This window comes from Marinomonas sp. BSi20584, assembly GCF_002792415.1.
Taxonomy (GTDB): domain Bacteria; phylum Pseudomonadota; class Gammaproteobacteria; order Pseudomonadales; family Marinomonadaceae; genus Marinomonas; species Marinomonas polaris.
In genome coordinates, this window is record NZ_KZ454883.1 from 1 (window position 1) to 25,590 (window position 25,590).

Sequence of the window (25,590 nt, forward strand, 5' to 3'; positions counted from 1 at the left end):
TGGAATGTCCAACTATTGGGGGTCAGTTCATAACAGGGGCTTTTAGAGATTACTCTATTCAACACTCAAAGAGCTTTCCTCTTAGTGGTGATGACCACCTACACCGTGCGCATGACCATGAGCAATTTCATCGTTCGTTGCTTCACGAGAGTCAACGATTTGAATGTTGAAAGTCAAATCTTTGCCGGACAATGGGTGATTCAAATCAACAGTGGCGTGTTTCAAACCTACTTTAACAACAGTCACCTGACGCATACCTTTATCGGTTTGCACCATAGCAACCATGCCAGCTTTCCAGCGTTTCGCGCCTTGTAAATGTTTTACAGGCACTTGTTGCTGACGATCTTCATGACGCTCACCGTAAGCATCAGCGCAAGCAACAGTCACTTCAAACTCATCACCAACTTCTTTTCCTTCCATTGCTTTTTCAAGCCCTGGAATAACATTGCCATGACCATGTAAGTAAGCCGCGGCGTCTTTACCCGCAGAGGTTTCGATCAACTCTTCGCCATGACGCAAAGTGTAGTGAAATTGAACGACTTGATTGTCTGCAATCGACATGCTGTTTCCTCATTTTTAATTCAACGATTAAGCGTCAGAGCTTAGTCCATCTGGTTCTATAGTATTAGGGCATTATAGTGACTTCGCAGAAACTTACCTAGACCCGTCTTATCTAAAATATAGAAAGCTCTAAGGAATCTTCTTTAATGATGATGTCCTTCACCAAAGACGCAGCGGTTTTTTCAAACGGAGAATGGTTCAGCACATACACAGGGTGTTCATCAAAATACTGCACCAGTGCCTTTTCAAAATCATCATGCAAAGATCCTAAAGTGGATCGCAGCATTTTGTCGTTAAAGCTTGAGCCTTCTACCTCAATTTGGGTAATTTTTGGCGCGACCAAGTACAGGCGATCTTCTTCGATCCGTACACCGGATTCAAAAGAAGGATTTACCCGAGCTGACAATGAAAATGTCTGGCCAAACGCGGTTAACGTCCCGGTCATTTTACTAATCATATCAACCAGCACTAAACCGCCATCACGTTCAGTAAAGTCGATATGTGCAGATGTCACAACAAGATCCAAATTGAGAGTATTACTGTCTAAGGTAAACTTGATATGATTTTCTTGTGGCTGCGCAAGTTGCTTAGCAACTTCTTTATTCACGTCATCTTCGCTCACACGAAAACTATTGCAACCAGCCAAAAGCACAGAAGTAGATATCAAAATAAGGGTTACAAAAGTACGAGTAAATCGCATTATTCTTCCCCAATTGTGTTGGTATTCATATCACGTTTTTCATACCAGAATATCATAAAGTCCTCGATAACTTTTTGCTCTATTTCAACCGCTTCATCAGTTGGACAAAACAGTGAAATACTAAAAACATTATAACCTTCAACTGTCGTGGTGATACGAACTCGCGGCTCAGGGCCGGATATTTTGATGTCCAAGCGTTTCTCAATAAGGCTGTTATAGCGTATCGCAACGTCATGAAAATGTTCACTGTACTCACGAATTTTTTCTAAGATTTGCTCTTTTATCGTAAACAAATTCACGTCATCAGCACTACGAGAGATAGAAAAAGTATGAGTAACATAACGGCGCATATAATTCAGATTTTGCACTGTATGCAACAACAAAACGCTATTTGGAACCACAGTCGTACGGCCTGTGTAAGTGTAGCTACCGCCTTTTAAGTCGACTTCGAATAAGGTTGTCGATAGCCAGTCGCTGTCTGTTACTTCCCCTTCATAATTAGCGATACGTATCCAGTCACCAACCTGATATGGACGTGTGCTAGCACGATAAAACGCACCAACAATGCAAGCGATAAACTCTTTCGTTGCAATAACCAATGCCACCATGAAGGCGGCGATTGAGATCGCTAAATTTTGTAATTCTGATGACCAAATGAGAACCAGACCGACAACCAAAAGCAAATTAAATATATTATCGACCGTATTAATTCTTTGACGTTTTTTATCGTGTTCTGTCTTTTGATGAAGTCGAATAGCGCGCTTAGTGTAACGTCGAACAATGTAAGACAATAAAATCCAAGCGACTGTTAAAACAATCTCAACATGATCCATTAAAATGGAAAAGTCTAATTGGGAAAAATCAACAGGCATAAAAAGTGTTTCCTTTATTAAGCCTACTACTTTAACAATCATTGCTAGGATCGACAAACAAAAGCGCTAGACAAACAATGAAAAATAACTGTATATTTATACAGTATTATTTTTCACGAGGTGGATTATGCCTGTAATTATCAAATATGTTGTAGAACGCGATGGAATCGAAAAAATGACGTTTACTTCAAAAGCGGAAGCCGATGCGTACGACAAATTGTTGGATACTGCTGAAGCGCTATATGAGATTTTGGATCAAAGCGAACTAGCTGGAGACCATAGCCAAAAGGAAGCGCTTTCCATGTATCTCGCACAGAACAAAGACTCTATTTTGGACGTCTTTAGCAACAAAAAGAAAAGTCCTCAGAAACCTAAAAAAACGAATAAAGCATCCAACGCACAGCTTGATCTAGCAGAAGCGGCACCTAAAAAAGCGCTGGAAGATCTAGTGATAGAACCCGATGAAGATGTGGTTTATGAGGAAGACGAAAGCACGGTTGTGTTTGATGACGAGATAGTCGATTTTCGTGAAAGTGATGCTGCGTAATGCCGCATCCCTTTCGTTACTACTCCAAAGCTAATAATGGTTCAAATAACTAATGGCCTTTGTTAGCGCGAATTTTATACTGCGTTTTACAATAACCACGAGAAATATCAGGATTGCGTAACGCCAGATGTTTACTCGCACGCCCAGATACTCTAGCTCGCCAATTTTTAAAGGCCTTAGATTTTAGATTGCTGCGCATTAACAAAATAACTTCAGGCTCAGAAAGCCCATAAAGAGTTTGAATAGCTTCAAATGGCGTGCGGTCTTCCCAAGCCATTTCGATAATTCTTGACTTGTCTGGAGTTAAAATATTGTCTGGAGTCAAAATATGCCCTTAAGTAATAACCATGATGAGACTTATACGAAAGGCTTCAATCAACAGATCACCTATTTTTTGGCAAGATGAGCTTGTCGGACCAACCAATCGAAAAACACAGCCGCAGCACCATGTAATTCAGCACCAGATCGTCGCACTAAATAAAACGATTCACTGGCTTCAATGCCTTGTCCAAACGGCGCGACTAGTTTTCCCTCATTCAACATGTCTTCAACCATAGAAGAACGCGCCAAGGCCAAACCTTGCCCAAGTTCTGCCATGCGCAATGTCGAGACAAGCGTATCGAATTGCATACCTACTGACGAGTCGACGCTATCCACGCCCATTATATTCAGCCAATAACCCCACCCTTCTTCGTAACCAATAACATGCAGAAGCGAATGATTCGCTAAATCCGCTGGCTCCAGCAAAGGTGATCGCGCCATCAATTCAGGTGAGCAAACAGGTACCAAGCGGTCCCAAGTCAGTCGCTGCGAGATCAATCCTGTCCATTCGCCATGTCCCCAGCGAATTTCCATATCGTCTTCATCATCTAATGCTTGTACCCAAATATTGCTCACATAGCGAATATCATACTGAGGATAAGTTTCACTAAAATCAGCCAGTTTGGGCGCTAACCAGTGAGAAAAGAACGACAAGCTACCGCAAATTTTGATGGTTTGTTTATCATGTTGGGTAAAGATCTCGTTCGTGCCAACAGCTAAACGAGAAATGGCGTCTTTTACCACGGGAAAGTAAGAACGCCCTTCTTCCGTTAAACTCAAACCACGCGGTAGACGTTTAAATAACGACACGCCCAAATGGCTTTCCAGCAAACGAATCTGCTGGCTAACGGCACCTTGAGTTAAGCACAACTCTTCCGCTGCATGAGTGAAATTAAGACATCGAGCTGATACTTCAAAAGTATGCAGCCAATTTAACGGAGGAAGGGATTTCTTATTCATGATGAATATCCAATAAAGGAGAGAATCTTGACCAACAATTGTGGCTAAGATTTGTCATCAAAACTAGAGAACTTGACCAACAATTGTGGCCAAGATTTGTCATCAAAACTAAAGAACCTGACCAAGGAAACGCTGTAGACGCGGATTGTCAGAACTAAAGAAGCGCTCAGGGCTTTCTTCAAATACTAACTCGCCCTCTTCCATGAACACTACGCGATCCGCTACTTCACGAGCAAAGCCCATTTCATGCGTCACCACGACCATGGTCATGCCATCGCTGGCGAGGCTTTTCATAACGTCCAGCACTTCCCCAACCATTTCTGGATCAAGGGCACTGGTTGGCTCGTCAAACAACATAATTTTAGGGTGCATGGCCAACGCTCTTGCTATTGCCACACGCTGCTGCTGACCACCAGACAAATGCGATGGATAGTTATTCATGCGTTCAGCTAGACCTACTTTTTTGAGTAGCTCACGGCCTTCTTGTTCCGCTACAGCACGAGGCTTTTTCTTCACCTTAATCGGAGATAAAGCCACGTTACCAAGCGCCGTTTTGTGTGGAAAAAGATTAAAGGACTGGAACACCATGCCCACTTCTTCGCGCACTTTATTGATGTTGGTTTTCCTGTCTGTCAGGCTAACTTCATCAATGTGAATCGTGCCATCAGAAATGGTTTCCAACTGATTCAAAGTACGTAAAAACGTCGACTTACCTGAGCCACTTGGCCCAATAATCACTACGACTTCACCACGATTAATATCGAGAGAAACGTTTTTTAAGGCATGACAGCCATTCGGGTAAATCTTTTCAATATTACGAGCTTGAATGATGCTCTTATCGGTCATATTAGTCACTGGCAGATAACCTCTTTTCAAGACGCTGAATGGCCCAAGACAAGGCGCCAGTTAACACTAAGTACATAAGCGCAACGGCAAACCATACTTCAAATGGCGCAAAAGTAGAACTCACCACTTCTCGGCCAGCCTTGGTTAAATCAGTAATGGAAATTACCGATACCAAAGACGAGTCTTTAATCAGGTTAATAAACTGTCCAGCCATTGGCGGTAGAGTACGCTTAAACGCCTGTGGCAAAATCACATTAACCATGGCTTGAACATAATTCATGCCTAAGCTGCGTGCGGCTTCCATTTGCCCTGGGCTAATTGACTGAATACCAGAACGCACGATTTCTGCGATATAGGCACCAGTAAACACAGACAAGGCTGCCACACCTGCAGTAAAACGATCTAAATCCAACACAGTGCCAATAAAAAAGTAGAAGATAAAAATCTGTACTAATAATGGCGTACCACGAATAAGTTCAATATAAGTAACAGATAAATAACGCAATGCAGGATTAGTCGATATACGAGCCAAACCAGCAAACAACCCGATAACCACAGCAAAAACTAACGACACCACAGACAATTGTAATGTCATCACTAGCCCCCAAGTCAGCGGGCCAATATTCCAGTTTTCTACTTCGACAAGAGGATCACCTTCAAACACTAAATCGCCATTATTAACCAGCAAGTTATCAAACTTTTTAATTACTAACGGATCGTCACCATAATCGGAAGTCACCACCAGCTTATTACCTTTCTCCATTGTGGCTGTGCCATCAAAGGGAGATCGAACCGTCGTGGCTTCGGTGTTAATGATGTACTGCGGAATACGTTCCCAGCGCCAAGTGTAGTCAATACTTTTGCTACCAGCATAAATGCCAAAGCCAAGTCCTATCATGATTAGAACAAAGACCGCTTTCCACAAAAGTAGATGAGGTTGTTTTTCCATCGATGAGAAGTTCCCCGTCGTGTTTTTTAACTCAAAGAAGAGTCAACAAAAAGTGGCGCTACACTGCGCCACTTTTTGTTGATAACCATATTACTGAACGTTGCTGATCCAAGAGCTACTAGCAAACCATTTTTGATAGATCTTGTCATAGGTACCATCGCCTTTGATTTGCGCAAGGTAATTATTCAAGAAATTCATGAAGTCTGGGTCACCTTTACGAATCGCAAAACCAAGTGGCTCATAGGTGAAAGACTCGTCTAAATGCAGTACTTTGCCTTCATTCTGAGCAGAATAAATAGCGTTGTAAGGCAAGTCATAAACAAAAGCATCAGCATTGCCATTTACCACTTCAAGCACACCTTCTGATTCTGTTTCAAACAGATTCAACTTAGCGTTGCTCATGTATCTTTTTACGGCGTAATCGGATGTCGCACCCAATTTAGTCGCTATGGTGTATTTAGCATCGTTTAAATCACGGTAGTTGGTAACTTTACCTTTTAGCTTAGGACTTAAAAGAATCGTCTGACCTACAACAATGTAGGGATCGGTAAAGTTCACTTTCAAGTTACGCTCAGGTGTAATCGTCATACCAGAGATAATAATGTCGCACTTGTCAGTCAACAACGCTGGAATGATGCCATCCCATGCCGTGTTACGAATATCTAATTTTACGCCCATTGCTTTTGCCATAGTTTTCGCAATATCTACGTCGAAACCAACAATGTCACCTTTTTTATCGCGCATATCAAAAGGCATATAACCAGCTTCAGCACAAACGCGAAGCTCACCACGGTTAAGTACTTGGTTTAACGTAGACTTTTCCCACAGGTCATTATCTGAAGCTGATGCCAACGTTGCGCTACATAGAGCCAATGCACTAATAAATATTTTTTTCATTCTTTTATGTCCCCAATTTTTGAAAAAACAAACCCTAATCTGTTTTAAATGCATTACTCGAACGCCATTTTCTAGCGGCGCATAATACAGGAGTTGCGACAAACAGTCCCTATTGAAACGCTAATGCATTCCACTGTATTTTTCATTTTGCTCAGAATTAAGCCAAGTCAGTTTCTGAGCGAGAAAGCGCCCTGACTCGTTCAAACGCCTGCTGTAAATCAGCGATTAAATCTTCAGTGTCTTCGATCCCCACAGATATCCGCACTAAACCTTCAGAAATGCCCAGCGCTAAACGCTCTTCTAAAGTATTTTCAACATGGCTTGTGGTTCTGGCTGGCCCGTAAATGGTTTCTACCGCGCCCAAGTTACCAGCACAATGAGCGTATTGTAATTGCGGCAATAAGATCTTCACCGTATCCATACCACCAACCAGAACAAAACTCACAATTGCTCCAAAACCTCGCATTTGCTCACAGGCAATAGCATGATTCGGATGACTTGGCAGACCTGGATAATTTACCGCTTCAACCAAAGTTTCAGTCAATAAATATTCCGCAATCGCCAGTGCGCTGCTTTGTTGCTGACGAATTCGTAGTGCCAAGGTTTTCATACCACGAATAATCAAATACGCCGAAAATGGATCCAACGACGCGCCATTAATTTCTCGATAATGACGAACCTTTGCCATTAACTCTTCACTGCCACATACCAAACCGCCCATAGCATCGGCGTGACCGCTCAAGAACTTGGTCGCACTGTGAACAACAATGTCGACACCCAATGCCAAAGGACTTTGGTTCAGTGGTGTCGCAAAAGTGTTATCCGCAATCACCAAGGCGCCGACTTTTTTAGCCGCCGCCACAAGACGTTTCACATCGACAATTTTCAATGTCGGGTTAGTCGGTGTTTCCAAATACAAAACATCGCAACCTTTGGCGATTTCCTCTTCGATTTGCTCGTGACTATGAGTTTCGCAAAGCGTAACGCTCACGCCCATGCGTGGTAAAAATTCTTCAAAGACTTTATTGGTGCCGCCATAACTGTCTTTCGTCGATACCACTCGGCAGCCATTCGACAAAAAGGTATATAGCACACTGCTGATCGCCGCCATGCCCGTGCTGAATGCAACCGCTGACTCGGCATTTTCTAGGCCACAGATCTTTGCTTCTAAGATTTCCACCGTAGGATTGCTCATACGGCTATAAATAAAACCGGGAGCGGCCCCCAAAGCAACGTCGTACCATTCGTCGATATCTTGGTAGCCATACGCAGCACTGGCGACGATCGGCGTTTGTGTGGCACGGTAAGGATGCGTTATTTGCTCACCACTCCATACCGAACGAGTTCCACTTCCAGCTTGATCAAGGGCAGGCTTCGCCATTTTATTGCTCATTACACATCTCTCACATTCTATGGCTAAACAGCCAGTATAAATTCCATTAGCTTTCACTATAGCCAAACGATGAAAACGCGAGAAATCATCTTATCAAGCACTAAGGGGCGTTTTTTTTAATGGATAAAACTTCGGCTTAATGACTTATACTATTCACTCCTCTGCGCTCATTTCCTGACTTCTAGGACCTTTAATGAAACCTGCTGCTTCGCCTAATAATACTGTCGATAAAAATATGTTTGGCGTCTTTCGTTATAGCCGTCGCGCAATTGATTTGGTTTGGAAAACCTCACCTGCGTTAACTATCGGTTTGGCAATGGCAACACTGATTGCTGGCGTACTGCCTGCGGCAATGGCATATGTTGGACAATTGATAGTCGATGCCGTACTAGCAGCAATGGAAAGCTACAAGCAGGATCAAGTTCTGCATTATCAAACGGCACTCAACTATGTTGTGTTAGAGGGAATGTTGGTGTTGGTGATTGCCGCCGCGCAACGTGCTTTGACAGCGCAGCAAGCTATTTTGCAAGGTTTATTAGGGCAAAAAGTCAACCTGCTAATATTAGAAAAAGCCCAAAGCTTAACCCTGTCCCATTTCGAAGATTCTGAATTTTACGACAAATTAGTTCGCGCTCGCCGCGAAGCATCTAGCCGCCCGCTTGCTCTGGTGAATAAAACCTTTGCACTACTGCAAAATGCTATCTCGTTATCCAGCTTTGCGGTCTTGCTGTGGCATTTTTCACCGTGGGCGTTGGCGTTATTGGTGTGCGGTGCTTTACCTTCCTTTATCGCTGAAGCCAAATTTTCTGGCGATGCCTTTTTGATGTTTCGTTGGCGCTCGCCAGAAGTGCGTCAGCAAAACTATTTAGAAACCTTATTGGCTCGTGAAGACAACATAAAAGAAGTTCGCCTATATCAATTGGGTGATCGTTTTTTACAGCGTTACACAGAAATATTCATCAAACTATTCAAAGAAAGTAAGCGACTGATTTTGCGTCGCGAAAGCTGGGGCTTCGCCCTTGGCGTGATAAGTACTTTGGTGTTTTATGGTGCCTATGGTTGGATCGTCAGCGATACCATTATTGGCGCGATTACTTTGGGGCAAATGACCATGTATTTGCTGTTATTCAAACAAGGCCAAAGTTCAGTTTCTGCTTCACTCACTTCTATTAGTGGCATGTACGAAGACAATTTGTATTTATCCAACCTCTACGAGTATCTAGAACAAGAAACGCCGCTTTCAACATCCGGTTTGTTAGTAGGGCCAACTCCAAACGATGGCATTCGTTTTGAAAATGTCTCTTTCCAATATCCAGGCAGCGAATGTCCCGCACTTGCCAACATCAATCTACACATTCGCCCTGGCCACAGCCTAGCGATTGTCGGTGAAAATGGCTCAGGCAAAACCACTCTCATTAAACTGCTGACTCGTCTTTATAACCCAACTCAAGGACGAATCTTGCTAGACGGCTTAGACTTACTGGAATGGGAAGAAAGCGCGCTGCTAAAGCGTGTTGGCGTTATATTCCAAGACTTTGTGCGTTATCAATTTATTGTGGGTGAAAACATTGGCGCAGGTGATAACGACAGATTTAACGATCAAACCGGATGGAAAAAAGCCGCCGAACTTGGCAAGGCCACCGACTTTATTGATCAACTTGAAAACGGCTACCAAACCCAACTGGGCCGCTGGTTCCGCGGTGGACAAGAATTGTCTGGTGGGCAATGGCAAAAAATCGCCTTGGCGCGCGCCTTTATGCGCGAAGACGCGGATATCTTGGTATTAGATGAACCGACAGCCGCGATGGATGCTCAGGCCGAAGCCAATATCTTCCAGCATTTCCAAGAACACACCAAAGACAAAATGGCAATTCTGATTTCTCACCGATTTTCCACTGTGCGTCTTGCTCACGAGATTATCGTCATGGAGCATGGGCAAATCAAAGAGCGCGGCACCCACGATTCACTATTAGCTCAACAAGGCCAATACGCACATTTGTTTACCTTGCAGGCGCAGGGTTATAAATAACTAGGCACATTATTATAAATAGCCACTAACGTGTTTTGCCATGCCCACTTTTAACAAAGACGTTATGGCGACACACTTTTTCTAGGCTCATTGCCAATACGCTCAAAATCACAATACTTCCACCTAGCACAACCAAAACAGAAGGCAACTCACCCAAAACAAACGACGCCATTACCATAGCAGTAGGCGGAATCAAATACAGCACAATGGATATTTTGCTGACTTCCGTGTGCGACAAAACATAAGCCCAGGCCACGTACGCCAATGCGCTCGGGAAGATGCCTAAAATCACCACAGCAAAATTCACCTGAAAATTGGAAGCCTGCATCGAATCCAATAAGCCGGGAGAAAATACCAACAAAACCACTGTGCCAGTCCATACCGTATAACACACCATGGTTAAGGTACTGTAACTCTGCGAATAACGTTTTTGCAGAATGAAATACACACTCCAAGAGCAAGCCGCCACAAGAATCAATAAACCATTAAGGCTGATATTGCCGATGCCTTTATCACCGATCACTACGATCAGCGCGCCTATCATGCCGCAGAATACACAGCACCAACGCCATAAATTAATTCGCTCCTTTAAAACACAGCGCGAAATAATCACGGTAAAAATCGGCGTTGATTGCGCTAACACACTCGCAGCACCCGCACTCACACCACGCTGTCCAAAATTTAACGCAATGTGATGCAAGGCCACAGCAAAAAAGCCAAGCACAAACAACAAGGGAATATCCTTCACTTTGGGCACTTGCACACCCTGATAAATCGCCACTATTCCCATAAAAATCGAGGCAATAATAAAGCGTAATAGGGCTAACTGACCGGGCGAATATGATGCAAGACCAAGATGAATACCGATTGGCGAATACGCCCAACACACCACAACAAACATCGTAGCAATAACCAGCTTGGCCTCCGTCTTTCTATTCACCTTTTGCATATATCACCCTTTTTAAATTCACTCGCCGTTTAAGAAGGAGTTAGTATTAAGAGAAAGGCGCAATACAACAATTAACGAATACTGCATCCAGTATTCACTTGGAATGAATGATGGAACTAGCTCAAATCCGAATGTTCAAAACGGTCGCTAATCTTGGTAGCGTGGTACAAGCATCCACAGCATTGCACTGTGTTCCCTCTAATGTGACAGCGAGAATTAAGGCGCTTGAAGCTGAGTTAAAAGTGTCGCTGTTTTACCGAGAAGGACGCGGACTGCGCATTACGCCAGCTGGAGAAGTGTTTCTAACTTATGCCGAGAAGATTTTAGCATTAACAGAAGAAGCCAAACGCGCCGTTGATCCAACGTCTGAACCATCTGGCCCACTGCGCATTGGCGCAATTGAATCCTCAGCAACCAGTCGTTTACCACCGATGCTGACAAAGTTTCACGCGCAATACCCAAACGTTGAGCTGCAATTTAAAACGGGGACTTGGTCACAACTTGTAGACGACATACAGTATCACAGATTAGATGGCGCCATTGTCGCCGTTGATATTGACCGACCTTTTTTAGACAGCACTACTTTCTTCAATGAAGATCTGGTGCTCATTTCCTCCGCCTCTGCTGACCCCATCAAATCCGCGAATGATATTGAAGGAAAAGCCATTTTTATGTGGCCGGAAGCCTGCCCATATCGAGCTGCACTAGCAACTTGGCTAAGGAAAAACAAGGTAAAAACGCCCATCACCAGTATCGCCAGTTACGGCACCATTATTGGCTGCGTCAGTGCTGGAAGCGGCATATCGCTCGTTCCAAAAGGCATTTACGAACAATATCAATCGGGCATGGGATTAGTTGGATATGAGTTTGCAGAATTAGAAACTATTGAAAACCGCTTTATTTGGCGCAATGATGGTGGCCATTTTCCGGCTTTAGACGCTTTCACTCAGATGATTCAGCAAAATAACCATTGCGAATAATCATCAACAATTCATAGGAAAAACTGTTTTGAACAGACGTAATTTTATAAAATCCAGCCTCTTAGTGGCCATGACAAGTACACTACCTAGAGTCATTCTTGCTGCTACACCGTCTGCTGGTTTCGACTATGAATTGATCGTCGCGCCAGCCGATGTAAACATTGTTTCTGGCGGCAGTACGCCTGCGCTTTGCTTTAATGGCGGTTATCCTGCGCCTGTGATTCGTGCCAAACAACATCAGCCCGTTCGTATTCGTGTGATCAACAAATTAAACGAACCCACCACGATTCATTGGCACGGCATGAGAATCCCGATTGCAATGGATGGCGTGCCGTTTTTAAGCCAACCACCAATTATGCCCGGCGAAACATTCGACTATGAGTTTACGCCACCAGATGCCGGTTCTTTTTGGTATCACCCACACATGAACAGTGTAGAACAGCTTGGCAAAGGCTTGGTTGGCGCACTAATTGTTGATGAAGCGGAGAAGCCAGACTTTGATAAAGACCTGGTGCTTTGCATGAAAAACTGGCACATCAAAGACGATGGCTCTTTTACCGCGTTGACGACACCGCAAAATGCTTTTCGTATGGGAACACCCGGTCGAGTAATGACGATCAATGGTCAGATCCATCCAACCTATGACGTGCCTGCCGGCGGCGCGATCCGAGTACGTTTCTTGAACGTAGATAACACCGTTATGTACCAAATAAACTCAACCGATCCAGATGCGCAAATCATTGCCATTGATGGCAATCCGATTACTAAACCTATTGCGTTAACCAATCACATGGCCGCACCGGGAATGCGCCTTGATCTTGGTGTGATCGCGCCTAGCAAGGTGGGAGAAACCGTCACCTTTAAGCACAAGGGTAAACCCATGGTGACCATCAAAGCCGTGGCGAGCCAGCTTAAAGACCGCAGCTTACCCAAGCTGCCGCTCAACCCAATTCCCGCACCAGATTTAGATAACGCAGAAACCATTAAATTTGCTTTCGAGTGGAACGCGAACATTACGCCGATTGAGAAAGATGGCAAGGTAAGCTACAACTTTTGGACGATGAACCGTCGCTCATGGGAAGGCATGTCAAAAGGCCACATTCCTGATCCTCTTGCCATATTAGAGCGCGGAAAAACCTACATTTTTGAGCTGTCGAATTTAACCCAGTATCACCATCCAATTCACATACATGGTCATACTTTCACGGTTTTAAAATCGAATAAAAAAGACATCACGCCATTTCATACGGATACGGTTTTACTTGGTCAAAACGAAACCGTGTTTGCTGCACTAGTTGCCGATAACCCAGGGCGCTGGATGTATCACTGTCATATTATCGAACACCTAAAAACAGGCTTTATGAGTTTTGTTGAAGTGACATAAAGCATAAGACCCTCACTAAGAGACCAGATTCGAAATTAATCTGGTCTCTTTACTTATCAGAGCTTATGACTAAATAAAGTCATCACTACCAAAATCGTCAAAGCCGCCCATGTCGTCAAACCCTCCCTGATCAACACCGCCAGAATCGATGTCACTTTGATCCATATTGGCTTGGTCAAAACCCGCCTGACCAAAGCCTCTGTTGGGGTCTAGACTATCACCTGATTGATCAAATCCTGCCTGACCAAAACCACCACCGCTATCAGCAAAACTCTCCTGCCCAGAATCTGATGCAGGTCCAAGATCTGGCTCTTGTCCAAGATCAGAGGCCGCAGGTGTTTCATTAATAACATTAGCCATTTCTGCTTCGGAGTGATGGCTAAACATGTTCATCAACATATTCCCAACAACCATACCACCAGCCACACCTGCAGCAGTTTGCAAAGCGCCGCCTAAAAAGCTACTACCACGACCCGCGCCTTGCGGCTGACTATAGGCTTGATTGTTTGACTGCTGAGAGTTTGATTGCTGGCTATTTGATTGCCCAAAGCCTTGTTGTGAGCCACTGCCTCCGCCCCAACCAGAACTAGGCTTTGCCGACGCCTTACGCTCTAGCTCTTCAACACAAGTATTTAACTGCTTTAATGCAGCTTCTTGCATGATAATAGTTTGCGCCATGTAATAAGGCGCAGCAGGGTTTGCCACCAAATGTTTATTAATCTGGCTTTCCGCCTCTTTATCACGTTCACCTGTATTGTTCTCTGCTGTTTTGATCCGCTCGAACAAACTATCAATTAAACCATTTGCGTCACTACTCATCGCTTTGTCTCCAACCTAAACATTACCTTTGCACAAAGGTCTCTAAAAAAGTCAGCAGGCAAATGAAAAAAGGGGCCCGCGATCTCTTAATGATAAGGCCGCCCGACTCGCGAACAAGTGATTAAAGAGTCAGGAAAAAGGAAACAAGGCTTTGAGGAAGGTTAATATTTTTACTTAGTTGAACAATTGATAGAAGGATAAACAAAGAAGTGAATTAAAAACAAAAACGCCAGATCAAAAAATGATCTGGCGTTTCATATTTGTGATCAAATAGCATTGCTTATCGATCTTCGTCGCTCTCTGCGTTTTCTAGATCTTCATCTTCTTCTTGCTCATCAGCAGCGTCACGTTTTGTACGCTGTGCTGGCGCAGCTAGAATTTCAAGATAGAACTCAGTCCACTCTTGGCTTTCGGCAAAGCTGATTTTTTCATTGATTTGAGCGACATGAATCTCTTCAGCCAACGCTTCTGTTTGACCAAAGCGACAATCAAATCCCCAAAAGTCAGCGTATTCAGGCAATTTTTTATTGCGCTCTCTTTTTAGATATTTTTTGACTTCGTTTTTCGTCGCTTCAACTAAGCGTGGGTACTTGATTGTTGGATGAGATAGCTTAAATGTCTTTTTCATTGGGATCCTAGAGAATTGAATGACTGGAAGTGACGTAACACATTCCAATTTCCGAGCATGATAACGGATCGCCTTATTTGTCGCTATGAATAAGTCGTTAAAATACGCAGCCATTGGCAATCCAACAGCCGCATATCAGACGGTTTGGCTTTAATTACCAGCTATTCGGCTTGGTAAGCCATCAATAAACGATGAATAAAAGCCAGCTTATTCCGCACTGCGGGAACCAAGACAAAAGGATATAAATCCGGTTGCCCCATACCACGATTCAGGTTGTTTACTGCAAAAGTCAACGGCACATATTGTGCGAGAATCTCGTCGAAATTATCGTGTCGATAAGGATCGATATTCACCATCACTGCAAGGTTTTGTCGATTCGAACCAACAGGTTGAAGACTCAAACCAAGATCGCTGGCCATCTCTAAAGTATCGACAATATGCAGGTAATGCGCCCATGTTTCTGCCCAGTCTTCCCAAGCATGTGAAGAAGCATATACGCTTACGAAAGACTGCTGCCAATCTGGGTTTGGCGCTTTGTAATGAGCCTCTAATGCATCGGCGTAACTGGCACGATCATCACCAAAAAGCGCTCTAAAATCGGCTAAAACCTGTTCATCATCAAAAACTAACTGATCCCAATAATAATGGCCAATTTCATGGCGAAAATGACCAATGACAGTTCGATACGATTCTTTCATGTCCTCGCGCATTTGCTCACGATCAACCGAATTGCCCTCAGCAGCGTTAATAGTCACCTGCCCAGAAGCATGGCCTGTCATGGCGCTCACATCTTCTGGCACCACGTTATTTTCGGAAATAAAATCAAAAGACAAACCGTCTTCAGGTTCTGTTTTTTTACTTATCAAAGGCAAACCAAGACGCAACAAAGAATACACCAAGCGATGCTTAGCAAACTCCAGTTGTTGCCATGCTTGACGCTCTTCTATTTTTTCTAAATTCGGGATATGACGATTCAATTCACATGCCATACAAAAAGTGCTGCCGCCCTCTTCCACCATCCAGTTACACACTTGATGTTGATGGTTTTCACAGTAATACCAGCGCTTTGCTGGGATGGACTTATCGGCCATGGCGTACCAAGCATTATCAATCGACTTTAACGCACTAATTACCAATTGATCTGGCAAAAAGCCCAATGATGAAGAACATTGCTCGCAGTGAGTGTTCTCAAATAACACTGTCTGTCCACATTGCTGGCAGCTGAAAATTTTCATAAAACTCCTGCTATCAAAAGAGATAAGCCTGTAAATGTAAAAAATGAAAAAGAGATAAAAATCGAGCATCGAATCAGCTCAGCACAATTGCGCCTTGCTAGGATCATAGTTTACAGTACGGAAAAACGCCGACCTGTATACTTGCTCATATGGGATGTAATTTCCGCCAATCTAACCATTGAGACAACACATTGCTGAAGAAAAACAACAAAAACTTCACCACTATTTCAGACGTTGCGAAATACGCTAAAGTGGGTAAGACCAGTGTTTCACGTTACCTTAATGGGGAACAAGACAAATTATCAGAAGAGCTGCGAGAAAAAATCGCGCAAGCCATTGCTCATCTGGATTTTCGTCCTAACCATTCGGCTCGCATGCTGCGAGCAGGCCACTCAAAACTGATTGGACTCATGCTCGCCGATGTCACCAACCCATATTCCATCGACGTTTTGCAAGGTGTGGAGCATATTTGTCGTCGCGAAGGTTATATGTTGATGGTCTGTAACACAGACAATGAAAAAGAGCTGCAAGATCGCTATTTAGCATTGCTAGAAGCGCACCGAGTCGATGGAATAATAGTGAACACATCGGGCATGGCGCAGAAACAAATTAGCAGTTTGGCACAAATATCTTGCCCTATTGTTCTGGTGGACAGAATCAATACCTCACTTGGCTTCGATACCGTTGGCTTGGATAATGAAGCCGCCGCAAAAGAGGCTTGCCAACATTTGCAAACCAAGGCCTATGAAGCCATTCTCGTCATTACCAAATCTCTTGAAATTGACCCTCGCCAAGCTAGAGTTGATGCAATAAAAATCTTTACCCAAGAACATGAAAATATGTCTTGTGACATCATTGAAATCGAAAACATGACAGTCAGCCAGCTTTCCAAAGCAATTCGAGCTTTCATAGATACAAACCCACACCGTAAAAAAGCCATCTTTACCACAAATGGTGTCGCCATGATGAGTACCGCGAAAGCCTTAAAACAACTAGACATGCGCATCGGTACACAAATAGGCTTAATCAGCATCGACGATCCTGAATGGGCGCAACTGTTCGAAGGCGGCATTACCGTTATGCGCCAACCAACCCAACTCATAGGCCAAACCGCTTGTGAGCGTTTGCTTGCTAGAGTCCAAGGTAACAACAACCCCGCACAACACATAAAACTAAAAGCCGAACTCGTTATTCGTCATTCCACCTAGTGCCTTTACAAAAAAGTATTTAGATAAAAACAATTTGACTAAAAAACAACCATATAATTTTTTAAAAGCGATTGACAAACTCTATTCATGGAATCGATTCCATGATATCGTCTTTTGCCTAAAGTGTGATCATCATAATCATAAAAATCGATCCATAATGGAGTTACCATGAAAAAACTATTTACTCTGCTAACCGCTGCTGCTGCCATTTCTCTCGCTGGATGCAGTGATGACTCAGCCAAATCTGACACGATTAAAATCGTTGCTGCCCACAATCAAACCAACCTCTCTAGTCCATACCAAACTGGCATGCTGAAACTGAAAGAAGTCGCTGATAAATCAGGTCTTTTCAATGTAGAAGTACACGCAGGAACCATTGGTACCAATGAAAATGAATTGGTTGAAAAACTGGTACTTGGCGGCGCGGACATGGTTCTGGTTTCACCTGGCTTTATGACATCATCAGGTATTGAAGAAGTGGACCTGTTCTCTTTGTTGTACTTGTTTAACGATTACAGCCATTGGGAAAAAGTGGTTGATGGCAAAGTAGGTAAGGATATTGCCGACATCATCTATACCAAGTCTGGTGAAAAGTACCGTGTCGCCGCTTATTGGACCGCCGGTGTGCGTCACTGGTATGGCAAGCAACCGGTTAATTCCTTTGCAGACGTAAAAGGCATGAAAATCCGTACTCAAACGTCCGGCGTAGTGTCTCAATACTGGAAAGAAATCGGCGCTGTACCAACCTCTGTTGCTTGGGCTGAACTTTACCAAGCACTATCAAGCAATGTGGTTGATGCTGCCGAAAATGCTTATCCCTACTTCATTCCAATGGAACACCACAAAACATCCAACGGTAAGTACATTTCTGAAACCGGTCATGACTATACCACTCGTCTATTGCTAGTGCGTAATTCAGTATGGGAAAGCTTCAATGATGAACAGCGTACGGCCTTCAACCAAGCAGTAAAAGAGGCGACTCAAGCGGAACGCCAAGCGTTATATAGTGAAGAGTCTACTTACAAGCAAAAAGCCATTGATGATGGTGCCATCGTTAATACGTTAGACCGCACTCCTTTCATTGAAAAAGCACGCTCTATCCAAGATCAGTGGGCGGCGAAAAATGGCATGACAGAGGTTCTTGAAACCATCCGTCAGACTAAATAACGCTCTCTGCTAGCCTAGCTCCGAGGACTCCTCGGAGCTTCAAGGATATATGGTATGAAAATACTGACTAATTTTATTGCTCGACTCCAAATCAGTTTAGGCGTTTTGCTACTGGTGATTTTCCTCGCCGCGACCTTGATTCAAGTAATTACTCGCTACCTAGGTATTTCGGTGTTATGGACGGAAGAAATCGCCGTAAATTCTTTTATCTGGGCCATGTTCCTTGGCACAGCAGTCATGGTAAAAGAAAACAAACACTTTGGTTTTGACGTTCTCACGCATTATTTCCAAGGCGAGAAACGCTCGGTTTTAGTGATTATTCAGAATCTTATTATGTTGATTTTCTGTTTATTCTGCTCGCTATACAGTATTGAAATCACTCAAGCATTTTGGAACTCGCGCTGGATCAGTATCCCTGAATTTCGACAAGGCTATGTGTGGCTGATTATGCCAATCACCTTTATTAGCTCCAGTGTTTATCTGGTGGATAACATCTACAACGAAGCGAAAACATTGTCTTGCTTCAAGGGGGCTTCATGGAACTCGCGTTAATCACCTTATTATTTGTTGGTCTTATTATTCTTGGGATACCCATTGCCTTCTCTATCGGTATCGCTTCTTTAGTGGGTATTGGCACCATGACTGGCGCGCCAACGACCATGATCCCAATGAAGATGTTCTACGGCCTTAACTCTTATGTGTTACTCGCTGTGCCACTCTTTGTGTTAACAGCTAACATCATGAACAGCGGCCAGATATCTCATCGACTTATCAACTTTTCTATCGCCTTAGTCGGTCGCAAACCGGGCGGGCTTGGTCACGCAAACGTATTGGTCTCCATGTTGTTTGCTGGTGTTAGTGGATCGTCTACTGCCGATACAGCTGGCGTGGGAAAAATCCTCATACCTAACATGATCAACAAAGGCTACAGTCGCGAAATGTCGGTTGGAGTTACAGCCGCCTCGTCTACCATTGGTGGCATTATTCCACCTAGTATTACCATGGTAATTTATGGTGGGCTGACTAATACCTCGGTTGGGCAATTGTTTATCGGCGGCATGGTGCCAGGGATTCTTATCGGCCTTGGAATGATGTTTGTCATTAGCATTATTGCCAAACGTGACAACTTGCCGATGATGGAAAAAATCAGTCGTGCGGAATTTATCGCTCTAAGCAAAGACGCCATTCCTGCGATGATCACGCCTCTTATCATTATTGGTGGTATTGTTTTTGGCGTATTCACGCCGACAGAAGCTGCAGCGTTCTCAGCAGTTTATGCTTACTTCGTTAGTGCGTATTACTACAAATCCATCAGCCTCAAAGATTTGCCAAAGATTTTCACCGAAACCTTAAAGCTTAGCTGCTTATCACTATTTGCTTTGGCGGCAGCTTCGGCTCTCGGGGAATTCCTTGGCTATTATCAAATCAATGCGATGGTATCGAACTTTTTCAGCGGAATAGGTAATAATGAATACTTGTTCCTATTCATTATTGTGGCCTTTTTCCTATTTATCGGCACCTTTATGGATGCCATTCCAGCCATGGTGCTGTTTGTACCGGTTATTTATCCTGTCGCACTTACATTAGGAGTCGACCCAGTTCAACTCGGCATTGTGGTTATTATTACTTTATCCATTGGCTTAATTACACCGCCTTATGGTTTGTGTTTGTTAATAGCAAGTGCCATTGGCGAACTGTCCATAGACAAGTCATTCAAAGCGGTTATGCCATATATTTCAGTCATCATACTAGTACTGGTTGCCGTTATATTCATGCCATTTATATTGTTGATATAGGCTAAAAACAAGAAGGAATCATCCATTATGGAAACAAATCAAACACACTCTTTTGTTACTCTTGGTGAAGCAATGGCCATGTTTGTAGCGAAAACACCGGGGCAACTCGCTGACATTGAAGAATTCCATCGTTCTTTAGCTGGGGCGGAAGTCAATGTCGCTATCGGTATGGCACGCTTAGGTTTTGAAGCCAGCTATATTAGTAAAGTAGGTAAAGACAGCTTTGGGCAGTTTATTTGCCAAGCAATAAGCAAAGAAAACATTCGCACTGATTGGATTTCTGAAAGCGCCAACCACGCTACTGGTTTTATGCTGAAGTCCAATGTAACCGATGGCAGCGATCCTAAGGTCGAGTATTTCCGTCGTAACTCTGCCGCGTCAACATTAAGCGCGACAGACATCGACAACACTTTATTCAAAGCAGGCGCACATTTGCATCTAACTGGTGTCGCCGCAGCGGTATCGGTACCAATGCGAGACGCAGCAAAACACGCGTTAGAACTCGCCAAAAAACAAGGCTGCAGCGTCTCTTTTGACACCAACTTACGCCCTTCCCTTTGGCCTAATCAAGCAACCATGGTAGCAACCATCAATGAATTTGCTTTTGCCAGCGACATTGTTTTACCGGGTATAGAAGAAGGTAAAATCCTCGCCAATAGTGATCAACCAGAGGTGATTGCCGACTTTTATCTTCAGCGTGGCGTCAAAACGGTTATCGTCAAACTCGGTAGCAAAGGCGCATACTTTAAAACCCGTAATGGTGAATCTGGCATAGTCGCTGGCTTCCCTGTAGTAAAAGTAGTAGATACAGTTGGAGCGGGAGATAGCTTTGCCGTTGGCGTGATATCTGCGTTGCTTGAAGGAAAAACAATGGAACAAGCCGCTCGCCGGGGCAATCTGCTAGGCTCTTTAACTGTGCAAGTTCGTGGCGACAGCGAAGGCTTGCCAACTAGAGCCATACTAAGACAGTTAGAACAGGAGTCATAAAATGAAGAAAAAAGTCATTTTATACCGAGACATTCCAGCAGCAGAGCGCCAGCGACTCGATGATCAATTTAATGTCATCTTCTTTAATGGCATCAATGAAGATAACAAAGCTGCTTTTATCGCCGCTCTTGCTGACGCGGAAGGCTTAATTGGCACCAGCACCAAAATGAGCTCAGAGCTATTGAGCCTTGCACCCAAGCTAAAAGCCGCATCAACAATTTCCGTCGGCACAGATCTTTATGATTTAAATTATCTCACCGAACGTGGCATTCCCTTAATGCATACACCAGGCGTACTAAACGAAACTACCGCCGACACCATGTTTACTCTAATAATGTGCACAGCTAGACGCGCTGTTGAACTATCGAACATGGTGCGAGAAGGTCGCTGGACTAGTAACATAGGCGAAGCACTTTACGGTACCGATGTGCACGGTAAAACCCTTGGCATTATTGGCATGGGCCGCATTGGTTATGCCATTGCCAAACGCGGACATTTTGGTTTTGATATGAAGATTCAGTACAGCAACCGAAGCCGCAAACTAGACGCCGAACAAGACTTAAATGCCACCTATATGGAGATGGAAGAACTGCTGAAAACATCCGACTTCGTCTGTGTGATGACGCCGCTAACCGCGGAAACCGAACGTTTGATTGGTGCAAAAGAATTCGCCATGATGAAGAAAAGCGCCATTTTCATTAATGGTTCCCGTGGCAAAGTGATTGACGAAGCGGCTCTTGTCGACGCCTTAAACAATGGCACTATTCGCGCGGCGGGTTTAGACGTCTTTGAAGTCGAGCCACTACCTGGTGACTCACCGCTTTGTAAACTCGACAATGCAGTCTTGTTTCCGCACATCGGCTCAGCAACGGCAGAAACACGCCTTGCTATGATTACTTGCGCTGTGGACAACCTGATCAATGCACTTAATGGGGATGTATCGCAAAACTGCGCCAATCAACATTTGTTAAACAGATAGCCTTTTGGCTATCTGTTCTCTACTTCGATATTAGTCTGCTCGCTTCTTTTAGTAACAATATATTGATCCAAATCAGCTGTCATAAAATTGCTAATGCTACTCTTTTACTTATGGATGCCGTTATGGAAACCACTAAAGTCGAGAGGGATAGCATGTCTAAATTACCTGTTTTTAAAAATGAAAAAAATAACCTTTATTTGCCATTTATGAGCAGCTTCTACAATGCGTTTGCTCAACCATTTGGCTGGGTACTGTTCCGTATTGTTATCGGCGGAATGCTTGTTGTTGAGGGCTGGCCAAAGATCATAGCTCCCTTTGCTCAAGTCGGCTTTGTTGAAAACTTAGGCTTCTATCCAGGTTGGCTTTGGTCACCAATGTTGGCGGGGATGCAATTTTTTGGCGGTATGTTCATTGCGGTGGGTTTACTAACTCGACCAATCGCTCTGGCAAATGCTGTCATGTTAGCCATCACATTATGGTTCCATTTCGCTCATCCTTATGGCGATGCTTTATTAACTCAAGCAGGCATCGATGCCATAAATGCCGGTAGTGATTTTTTTACTCCAAATGGTATAAAACGCTTAGCAGATGGCGGCAGTGCGTTTCTTTCTTCTGTACAGCTAAAAGCAGAACTGGCCTCTATCTTCTGGACTGCTGGTGCATTGTTAATTGCAGCGTTCGGCGGGGCTCATTTCTCGCTAGACCGCCTACTTAAAAAACAATTCTAAAGCTGTACGACAACTATAAAAAGGAGCCTATTTCAACTTGGCTCCCTTTTATACAATACATTTTTCCCGCCACAAAACCCACATTATAAAACCGAACGAAATCGAGAAAAACGCGCAGCATCAATGATAGACCAAAGATGAAAGACAGCACCAACCAACCACATAAAGAACAAAATCACAGTGGCTCCTAACGCATAACTAACGAATGTTGTAACGAAAAAAAACAGCGCCATAAAAATACGCCCCTGTACAAGTTGACCTAATCCAGGAATAAAAACATTACAAAGTGCAGCAATTACATTGCCACCTGAACCTTGACCAGACATAAGCGCTCCCATCATAAAACCATTAAAAAATTAAGAATAAGGACAAAACAGCTGAATGAAAAGCACCTTATATAAACGACCTTTTAAAAATACTCTTTCTTATCCTGATAAGCCTGTTTGATGTGCTCTATCAGTAATCTCAGTTTTTCCGGCAGGTATTTAGTAAATGGATAAATAGCGTAAACGCCAAGTCGTCGCGGTTGGTAATCAGGCAAGATGGCGACGAGCTTGCCTTGTTGCAGATCTTCATACACACAACAACGCGGCACATAAACAATACCAAAGCCTGCCAAGGCAGCTTTGCGTAACGCCTGGGCGTTATTGGTAGCAAAGCTGCCACTGATGCGCACGCTTTCTTCCACTGTTTTTTTGCCGACACCTTGCTTGGTAAACCGCCAATCAAATGAGCCTTGGGCTTGGTAGGTATAAGCCAAACAATTATGATCTTTTAGCGCTTCTAAATTCGTGACTTCACCATGACGCTCAATATAACTAGGTGAGCAACAAACCACCCAATTTGATTGAATCAAAGGCTTAGCAATTAGGCTTGAATCTTCCAACTTGCCCGTGCGAATCGCCAGATCCAGCCCTTCTCCGACAAGATCGACAAAATCATTTTCAAGACGCATATCCACGTTGATATTGGGGTATTTCTGACAAAACTCCGCTACGGCTTCGGCCAATAACAATTCCCCAGAAATCGTCGGCACAGACATTTTTATCGTGCCCGTTAACCCTTGGCTAAACGCCGACACCGAGGCAATGGCATCGCTCACTTGGCCTTCAATATTTTTGGCGTGAACGTATAAGCTCTCCCCCGCTTCGGTCAGGCTGAGTCGTCGTGTGGTCCGATGAATTAGCTGCGCACCAAGGTCTTGTTCAAGTTTACTAATGCGTTTGCTCAGCGCTGGTGTCGATAGACCCGCTTGCTGCGCCGCTTTATTAAAAGAACCCGCATCGGCAACGTTCACGAAAAGTGTTAAATCGGCTGCGTTCAATGTCGTGCCCCTTTTTTATTAAGATGTTTTAGGAAAGAGTTTATTAGTTTATGTCGTATTTATCACAAATAGAACTGAGACTATAGTTAATGAACAAAATAAAAGGAGCAAAATCCATGCGTCTCAAAGACTGCCACAACTTCCAAGACTTTCGCACCCTAGCCAAAAAACGCCTGCCAAGTCCGATCTTTAATTACATTGATGGCGGCGCTGACGACGAAACGACTTACCGCCGCAACACCGCCGCGTTTGAAACCTGCGACCTTGTACCCAGCGTCCTGACTGGCGTAAAAGACGTGGATCTATCCGTCACCGTGATGGGACAAAAACTCGCCCTACCAATCTATTGTTCGCCCACTGCTTTACAACGCTTATTCCATCACGATGGCGAAAGAGCCGTCGCTGGTGCCGCCGAAAAATACGGTACCATGTTTGGCGTATCGTCCCTTGGCACGGTGAGCATGGAAGAAATCGCCAAGCAAACCACTACGCCTCAGGTCTACCAGTTCTACTTTCATAAAGACCGCGAACTGAACCGCGCCATGATGCAACGAGCCAAAGATTCTGGCGTACAAGTGATGATGCTAACGGTTGATTCCATTACTGGCGGCAACCGAGAACGAGACCTTCGCACGGGCTTCGCCATTCCCTTTAAACTGAATGTAAAAGGCATGCTGCAATTTGTTCTCAAACCCATGTGGGGTATTAACTACGTGACCCACGAAAAGTTTCGTTTGCCGCAGCTTGAAGAACACATCGACATGGGTTCTGGCGCCACCTCCATTGGCGACTATTTTACCAACATGCTCGACCCATCGATGAACTGGGATGACGTGGCGGAAATGGTAAAATTCTGGGATGGAGAGTTCTGCTTAAAAGGCATCATGAGCCGAGAAGACGCTCGAAAAGCGGTAGAAATTGGCTGCACTGGCGTAATTATTTCCAACCATGGCGGTCGCCAACTTGATGGCTCGCGCAGCTCTTTCGATCAACTAGCGGAAATCGTTGATGAAGTGGGCGATGAAATAGACGTAATTTTTGACAGCGGCGTACAACGGGGAACTCACGTACTCAAAGCCTTGTCACTCGGCGCAAAAGCTGTCGGCATCGGCCGCATGTACTTATACCCACTCGCAGCCGCTGGACAACCCGGTGTCGAGCGCGCACTCGGATTAATGAAAGCCGAACTCGAACGCGACATGAAACTCATGGGCAAAACTTCGATTGATCAACTGACGAGAGAAAACTTGCGGTTTAGGTATTAGCCTTAAGCATATTTAAAATTTTAGGGAGCTGAAATAAAAAAACAGCATGAAAGCGATAAACTTTCA

27 protein-coding genes are annotated in these 25,590 nt (G+C 44.1%); 12 read left to right on the forward strand and 15 right to left on the reverse strand.

Annotation, left to right across the window (positions count from 1 at the left end; translation table 11 throughout):
- Positions 1 to 81: 81 nt before the first annotated feature.
- The 3 genes from TY87_RS14165 to TY87_RS14175 form a co-directional block, all read right to left on the reverse strand.
- The gene (locus TY87_RS14165) at positions 82 to 561 is read right to left on the reverse strand and encodes an FKBP-type peptidyl-prolyl cis-trans isomerase (RefSeq protein ID WP_072840668.1); all 480 of its coding nucleotides are present in this window, start codon (positions 559 to 561) and stop codon (positions 82 to 84) included.
- Between the two features lie 112 nt (positions 562 to 673).
- On the reverse strand, positions 674 to 1,261 hold the full coding sequence (locus tag TY87_RS14170) for a DUF1439 domain-containing protein (RefSeq protein ID WP_100187571.1): 588 nt from the start codon (positions 1,259 to 1,261) through the stop codon (positions 674 to 676).
- Complete coding sequence (locus tag TY87_RS14175; protein ID WP_100187572.1) at positions 1,261 to 2,133, reverse strand: mechanosensitive ion channel family protein; 873 nt, start codon at positions 2,131 to 2,133, stop codon at positions 1,261 to 1,263. Before TY87_RS14175 ends, TY87_RS14170 begins: the two co-directional genes overlap by 1 nt.
- Positions 2,134 to 2,260: 127 nt before the next feature.
- Here TY87_RS14175 and TY87_RS23005 point away from each other — a divergent pair, with 127 nt between their 5' ends.
- Entirely contained in the window at positions 2,261 to 2,680 is a 420-nt protein-coding gene (locus tag TY87_RS23005) for a YebG family protein (RefSeq protein ID WP_072840671.1), read from the forward strand.
- A 49-nt stretch (positions 2,681 to 2,729) separates the two neighbouring features.
- On the opposite strand, the gene TY87_RS14185 is transcribed toward TY87_RS23005, so the two are convergent.
- From TY87_RS14185 to TY87_RS14210, 6 genes are all read right to left on the reverse strand, one after another.
- Positions 2,730 to 3,005, reverse strand: coding sequence for a TIGR03643 family protein (locus TY87_RS14185; protein WP_269777515.1), 276 nt, complete (start codon positions 3,003 to 3,005; stop codon positions 2,730 to 2,732).
- A 62-nt stretch (positions 3,006 to 3,067) separates the two neighbouring features.
- Positions 3,068 to 3,961, reverse strand: coding sequence for a LysR substrate-binding domain-containing protein (locus tag TY87_RS14190; protein ID WP_072840673.1), 894 nt, complete (start codon positions 3,959 to 3,961; stop codon positions 3,068 to 3,070).
- Positions 3,962 to 4,069: 108 nt separating this feature from the next.
- Positions 4,070 to 4,807 carry an amino acid ABC transporter ATP-binding protein gene (locus TY87_RS14195; RefSeq protein WP_072840674.1) on the reverse strand — a complete coding sequence of 246 codons (738 nt, stop codon included), beginning with the start codon at positions 4,805 to 4,807 and terminating at the stop codon, positions 4,070 to 4,072.
- Between the two features lies 1 nt (position 4,808).
- Positions 4,809 to 5,756, reverse strand: a complete 948-nt coding sequence (locus TY87_RS14200) for an amino acid ABC transporter permease (RefSeq protein WP_100187573.1) — start codon at positions 5,754 to 5,756, stop codon at positions 4,809 to 4,811.
- A 90-nt stretch (positions 5,757 to 5,846) separates the two neighbouring features.
- The gene (locus TY87_RS14205) at positions 5,847 to 6,653 is read right to left on the reverse strand and encodes a transporter substrate-binding domain-containing protein (protein ID WP_072840676.1); all 807 of its coding nucleotides are present in this window, start codon (positions 6,651 to 6,653) and stop codon (positions 5,847 to 5,849) included.
- A gap of 157 nt (positions 6,654 to 6,810) precedes the next feature.
- Positions 6,811 to 8,046: a cystathionine gamma-synthase family protein gene (locus TY87_RS14210; RefSeq protein ID WP_100187574.1), complete on the reverse strand. Its 1,236-nt coding sequence runs from the start codon at positions 8,044 to 8,046 to the stop codon at positions 6,811 to 6,813.
- A gap of 193 nt (positions 8,047 to 8,239) precedes the next feature.
- Between TY87_RS14210 and TY87_RS14215 the strand changes: the two genes are divergently transcribed.
- Complete coding sequence (locus TY87_RS14215; protein ID WP_100187575.1) at positions 8,240 to 10,075, forward strand: ABC transporter ATP-binding protein; 1,836 nt, start codon at positions 8,240 to 8,242, stop codon at positions 10,073 to 10,075.
- 25 nt (positions 10,076 to 10,100) lie between these two features.
- Here the strand turns inward: TY87_RS14215 and TY87_RS14220 are convergent, their stop codons facing one another.
- A complete protein-coding gene (locus tag TY87_RS14220) occupies positions 10,101 to 11,024 on the reverse strand; it encodes a DMT family transporter (protein WP_100187576.1) in 924 nt (307 codons plus the stop codon).
- Positions 11,025 to 11,131: 107 nt separating this feature from the next.
- Between TY87_RS14220 and TY87_RS14225 the strand changes: the two genes are divergently transcribed.
- Entirely contained in the window at positions 11,132 to 12,004 is an 873-nt protein-coding gene (locus TY87_RS14225) for a LysR family transcriptional regulator (RefSeq protein ID WP_232617146.1), read from the forward strand.
- Between the two features lie 70 nt (positions 12,005 to 12,074).
- A complete protein-coding gene (locus TY87_RS14230; protein WP_100187652.1) occupies positions 12,075 to 13,388 on the forward strand; it encodes a multicopper oxidase family protein in 1,314 nt (437 codons plus the stop codon).
- Positions 13,389 to 13,457: 69 nt separating this feature from the next.
- Here TY87_RS14230 and TY87_RS14235 read toward each other — a convergent pair whose 3' ends face one another.
- The 3 genes from TY87_RS14235 to TY87_RS14245 all read right to left on the reverse strand — a co-directional run bounded on the left by TY87_RS14235 (position 13,458) and on the right by TY87_RS14245 (position 16,070).
- Positions 13,458 to 14,207 (reverse strand): DUF2076 domain-containing protein, encoded by a 750-nt coding sequence (locus TY87_RS14235; RefSeq protein ID WP_100187578.1) that lies wholly within the window; start codon positions 14,205 to 14,207, stop codon positions 13,458 to 13,460.
- 280 nt (positions 14,208 to 14,487) lie between these two features.
- Entirely contained in the window at positions 14,488 to 14,835 is a 348-nt protein-coding gene (locus TY87_RS14240; RefSeq protein WP_100187579.1) for a DUF6172 family protein, read from the reverse strand.
- A 161-nt stretch (positions 14,836 to 14,996) separates the two neighbouring features.
- The gene (locus tag TY87_RS14245) at positions 14,997 to 16,070 is read right to left on the reverse strand and encodes a zinc-binding metallopeptidase family protein (protein ID WP_100187580.1); all 1,074 of its coding nucleotides are present in this window, start codon (positions 16,068 to 16,070) and stop codon (positions 14,997 to 14,999) included.
- A gap of 191 nt (positions 16,071 to 16,261) precedes the next feature.
- Here TY87_RS14245 and TY87_RS14250 point away from each other — a divergent pair, with 191 nt between their 5' ends.
- From TY87_RS14250 to TY87_RS14280, 7 genes are all read left to right on the forward strand, one after another.
- The gene (locus tag TY87_RS14250; protein ID WP_100187581.1) at positions 16,262 to 17,278 is read left to right on the forward strand and encodes a LacI family DNA-binding transcriptional regulator; all 1,017 of its coding nucleotides are present in this window, start codon (positions 16,262 to 16,264) and stop codon (positions 17,276 to 17,278) included.
- 168 nt (positions 17,279 to 17,446) lie between these two features.
- A complete protein-coding gene (locus TY87_RS14255; protein WP_100187582.1) occupies positions 17,447 to 18,445 on the forward strand; it encodes a TRAP transporter substrate-binding protein in 999 nt (332 codons plus the stop codon).
- A gap of 54 nt (positions 18,446 to 18,499) precedes the next feature.
- Positions 18,500 to 18,997 (forward strand): TRAP transporter small permease, encoded by a 498-nt coding sequence (locus TY87_RS14260; protein WP_100187583.1) that lies wholly within the window; start codon positions 18,500 to 18,502, stop codon positions 18,995 to 18,997.
- A complete protein-coding gene (locus tag TY87_RS14265; protein ID WP_072840686.1) occupies positions 18,982 to 20,241 on the forward strand; it encodes a TRAP transporter large permease in 1,260 nt (419 codons plus the stop codon). Before TY87_RS14260 ends, TY87_RS14265 begins: the two co-directional genes overlap by 16 nt.
- Before the next feature lie 27 nt (positions 20,242 to 20,268).
- Positions 20,269 to 21,228, forward strand: coding sequence for a sugar kinase (locus tag TY87_RS14270; RefSeq protein WP_100187584.1), 960 nt, complete (start codon positions 20,269 to 20,271; stop codon positions 21,226 to 21,228).
- Position 21,229: 1 nt separating this feature from the next.
- The gene (locus TY87_RS14275; RefSeq protein WP_100187585.1) at positions 21,230 to 22,207 is read left to right on the forward strand and encodes a 2-hydroxyacid dehydrogenase; all 978 of its coding nucleotides are present in this window, start codon (positions 21,230 to 21,232) and stop codon (positions 22,205 to 22,207) included.
- A 122-nt stretch (positions 22,208 to 22,329) separates the two neighbouring features.
- On the forward strand, positions 22,330 to 22,935 hold the full coding sequence (locus TY87_RS14280) for a DoxX family protein (protein ID WP_232617147.1): 606 nt from the start codon (positions 22,330 to 22,332) through the stop codon (positions 22,933 to 22,935).
- An 83-nt stretch (positions 22,936 to 23,018) separates the two neighbouring features.
- On the opposite strand, the gene TY87_RS14285 is transcribed toward TY87_RS14280, so the two are convergent.
- Together TY87_RS14285 and TY87_RS14290 are read right to left on the reverse strand one after the other, a co-directional pair.
- Entirely contained in the window at positions 23,019 to 23,261 is a 243-nt protein-coding gene (locus tag TY87_RS14285) for a hypothetical protein (RefSeq protein WP_072840730.1), read from the reverse strand.
- An 83-nt stretch (positions 23,262 to 23,344) separates the two neighbouring features.
- Positions 23,345 to 24,259 carry a LysR family transcriptional regulator gene (locus TY87_RS14290; protein ID WP_100187586.1) on the reverse strand — a complete coding sequence of 305 codons (915 nt, stop codon included), beginning with the start codon at positions 24,257 to 24,259 and terminating at the stop codon, positions 23,345 to 23,347.
- 116 nt (positions 24,260 to 24,375) lie between these two features.
- On the opposite strand from TY87_RS14290, the gene TY87_RS14295 reads away from it, so the two are divergent.
- The gene (locus tag TY87_RS14295) at positions 24,376 to 25,524 is read left to right on the forward strand and encodes an alpha-hydroxy acid oxidase (RefSeq protein WP_100187587.1); all 1,149 of its coding nucleotides are present in this window, start codon (positions 24,376 to 24,378) and stop codon (positions 25,522 to 25,524) included.
- Positions 25,525 to 25,590 lie beyond the last annotated feature (66 nt).

Bases quoted from the DNA above. Each gene is read 5' to 3' on its own strand.
- TY87_RS14215 (WP_100187575.1), top strand. From the start codon at position 8,240: ATGAAACCTGCTGCTTCGCCTAATAATACTGTCGATAAAAATATGTTT.
- TY87_RS14255 (WP_100187582.1), top strand. From the start codon at position 17,447: ATGAAAAAACTATTTACTCTGCTAACCGCTGCTGCTGCCATTTCTCTC.
- TY87_RS23005 (WP_072840671.1), top strand. From the start codon at position 2,261: ATGCCTGTAATTATCAAATATGTTGTAGAACGCGATGGAATCGAAAAA.
- TY87_RS14285 (WP_072840730.1), bottom strand. From the start codon at position 23,261: ATGTCTGGTCAAGGTTCAGGTGGCAATGTAATTGCTGCACTTTGTAAT.
- TY87_RS14275 (WP_100187585.1), top strand. From the start codon at position 21,230: ATGAAGAAAAAAGTCATTTTATACCGAGACATTCCAGCAGCAGAGCGC.
- TY87_RS14210 (WP_100187574.1), bottom strand. From the start codon at position 8,046: ATGAGCAATAAAATGGCGAAGCCTGCCCTTGATCAAGCTGGAAGTGGA.
- TY87_RS14225 (WP_232617146.1), top strand. From the start codon at position 11,132: ATGATGGAACTAGCTCAAATCCGAATGTTCAAAACGGTCGCTAATCTT.
- TY87_RS14235 (WP_100187578.1), bottom strand. From the start codon at position 14,207: ATGAGTAGTGACGCAAATGGTTTAATTGATAGTTTGTTCGAGCGGATC.
- TY87_RS14200 (WP_100187573.1), bottom strand. From the start codon at position 5,756: ATGGAAAAACAACCTCATCTACTTTTGTGGAAAGCGGTCTTTGTTCTA.
- TY87_RS14190 (WP_072840673.1), bottom strand. From the start codon at position 3,961: ATGAATAAGAAATCCCTTCCTCCGTTAAATTGGCTGCATACTTTTGAA.
- TY87_RS14240 (WP_100187579.1), bottom strand. From the start codon at position 14,835: ATGAAAAAGACATTTAAGCTATCTCATCCAACAATCAAGTACCCACGC.
- TY87_RS14295 (WP_100187587.1), top strand. From the start codon at position 24,376: ATGCGTCTCAAAGACTGCCACAACTTCCAAGACTTTCGCACCCTAGCC.
- TY87_RS14165 (WP_072840668.1), bottom strand. From the start codon at position 561: ATGTCGATTGCAGACAATCAAGTCGTTCAATTTCACTACACTTTGCGT.
- TY87_RS14175 (WP_100187572.1), bottom strand. From the start codon at position 2,133: ATGCCTGTTGATTTTTCCCAATTAGACTTTTCCATTTTAATGGATCAT.
- TY87_RS14220 (WP_100187576.1), bottom strand. From the start codon at position 11,024: ATGCAAAAGGTGAATAGAAAGACGGAGGCCAAGCTGGTTATTGCTACG.
- TY87_RS14205 (WP_072840676.1), bottom strand. From the start codon at position 6,653: ATGAAAAAAATATTTATTAGTGCATTGGCTCTATGTAGCGCAACGTTG.
- TY87_RS14270 (WP_100187584.1), top strand. From the start codon at position 20,269: ATGGAAACAAATCAAACACACTCTTTTGTTACTCTTGGTGAAGCAATG.
- TY87_RS14245 (WP_100187580.1), bottom strand. From the start codon at position 16,070: ATGAAAATTTTCAGCTGCCAGCAATGTGGACAGACAGTGTTATTTGAG.
- TY87_RS14170 (WP_100187571.1), bottom strand. From the start codon at position 1,261: ATGCGATTTACTCGTACTTTTGTAACCCTTATTTTGATATCTACTTCT.
- TY87_RS14195 (WP_072840674.1), bottom strand. From the start codon at position 4,807: ATGACCGATAAGAGCATCATTCAAGCTCGTAATATTGAAAAGATTTAC.
- TY87_RS14265 (WP_072840686.1), top strand. From the start codon at position 18,982: ATGGAACTCGCGTTAATCACCTTATTATTTGTTGGTCTTATTATTCTT.
- TY87_RS14280 (WP_232617147.1), top strand. From the start codon at position 22,330: ATGGAAACCACTAAAGTCGAGAGGGATAGCATGTCTAAATTACCTGTT.
- TY87_RS14230 (WP_100187652.1), top strand. From the start codon at position 12,075: ATGACAAGTACACTACCTAGAGTCATTCTTGCTGCTACACCGTCTGCT.
- TY87_RS14260 (WP_100187583.1), top strand. From the start codon at position 18,500: ATGAAAATACTGACTAATTTTATTGCTCGACTCCAAATCAGTTTAGGC.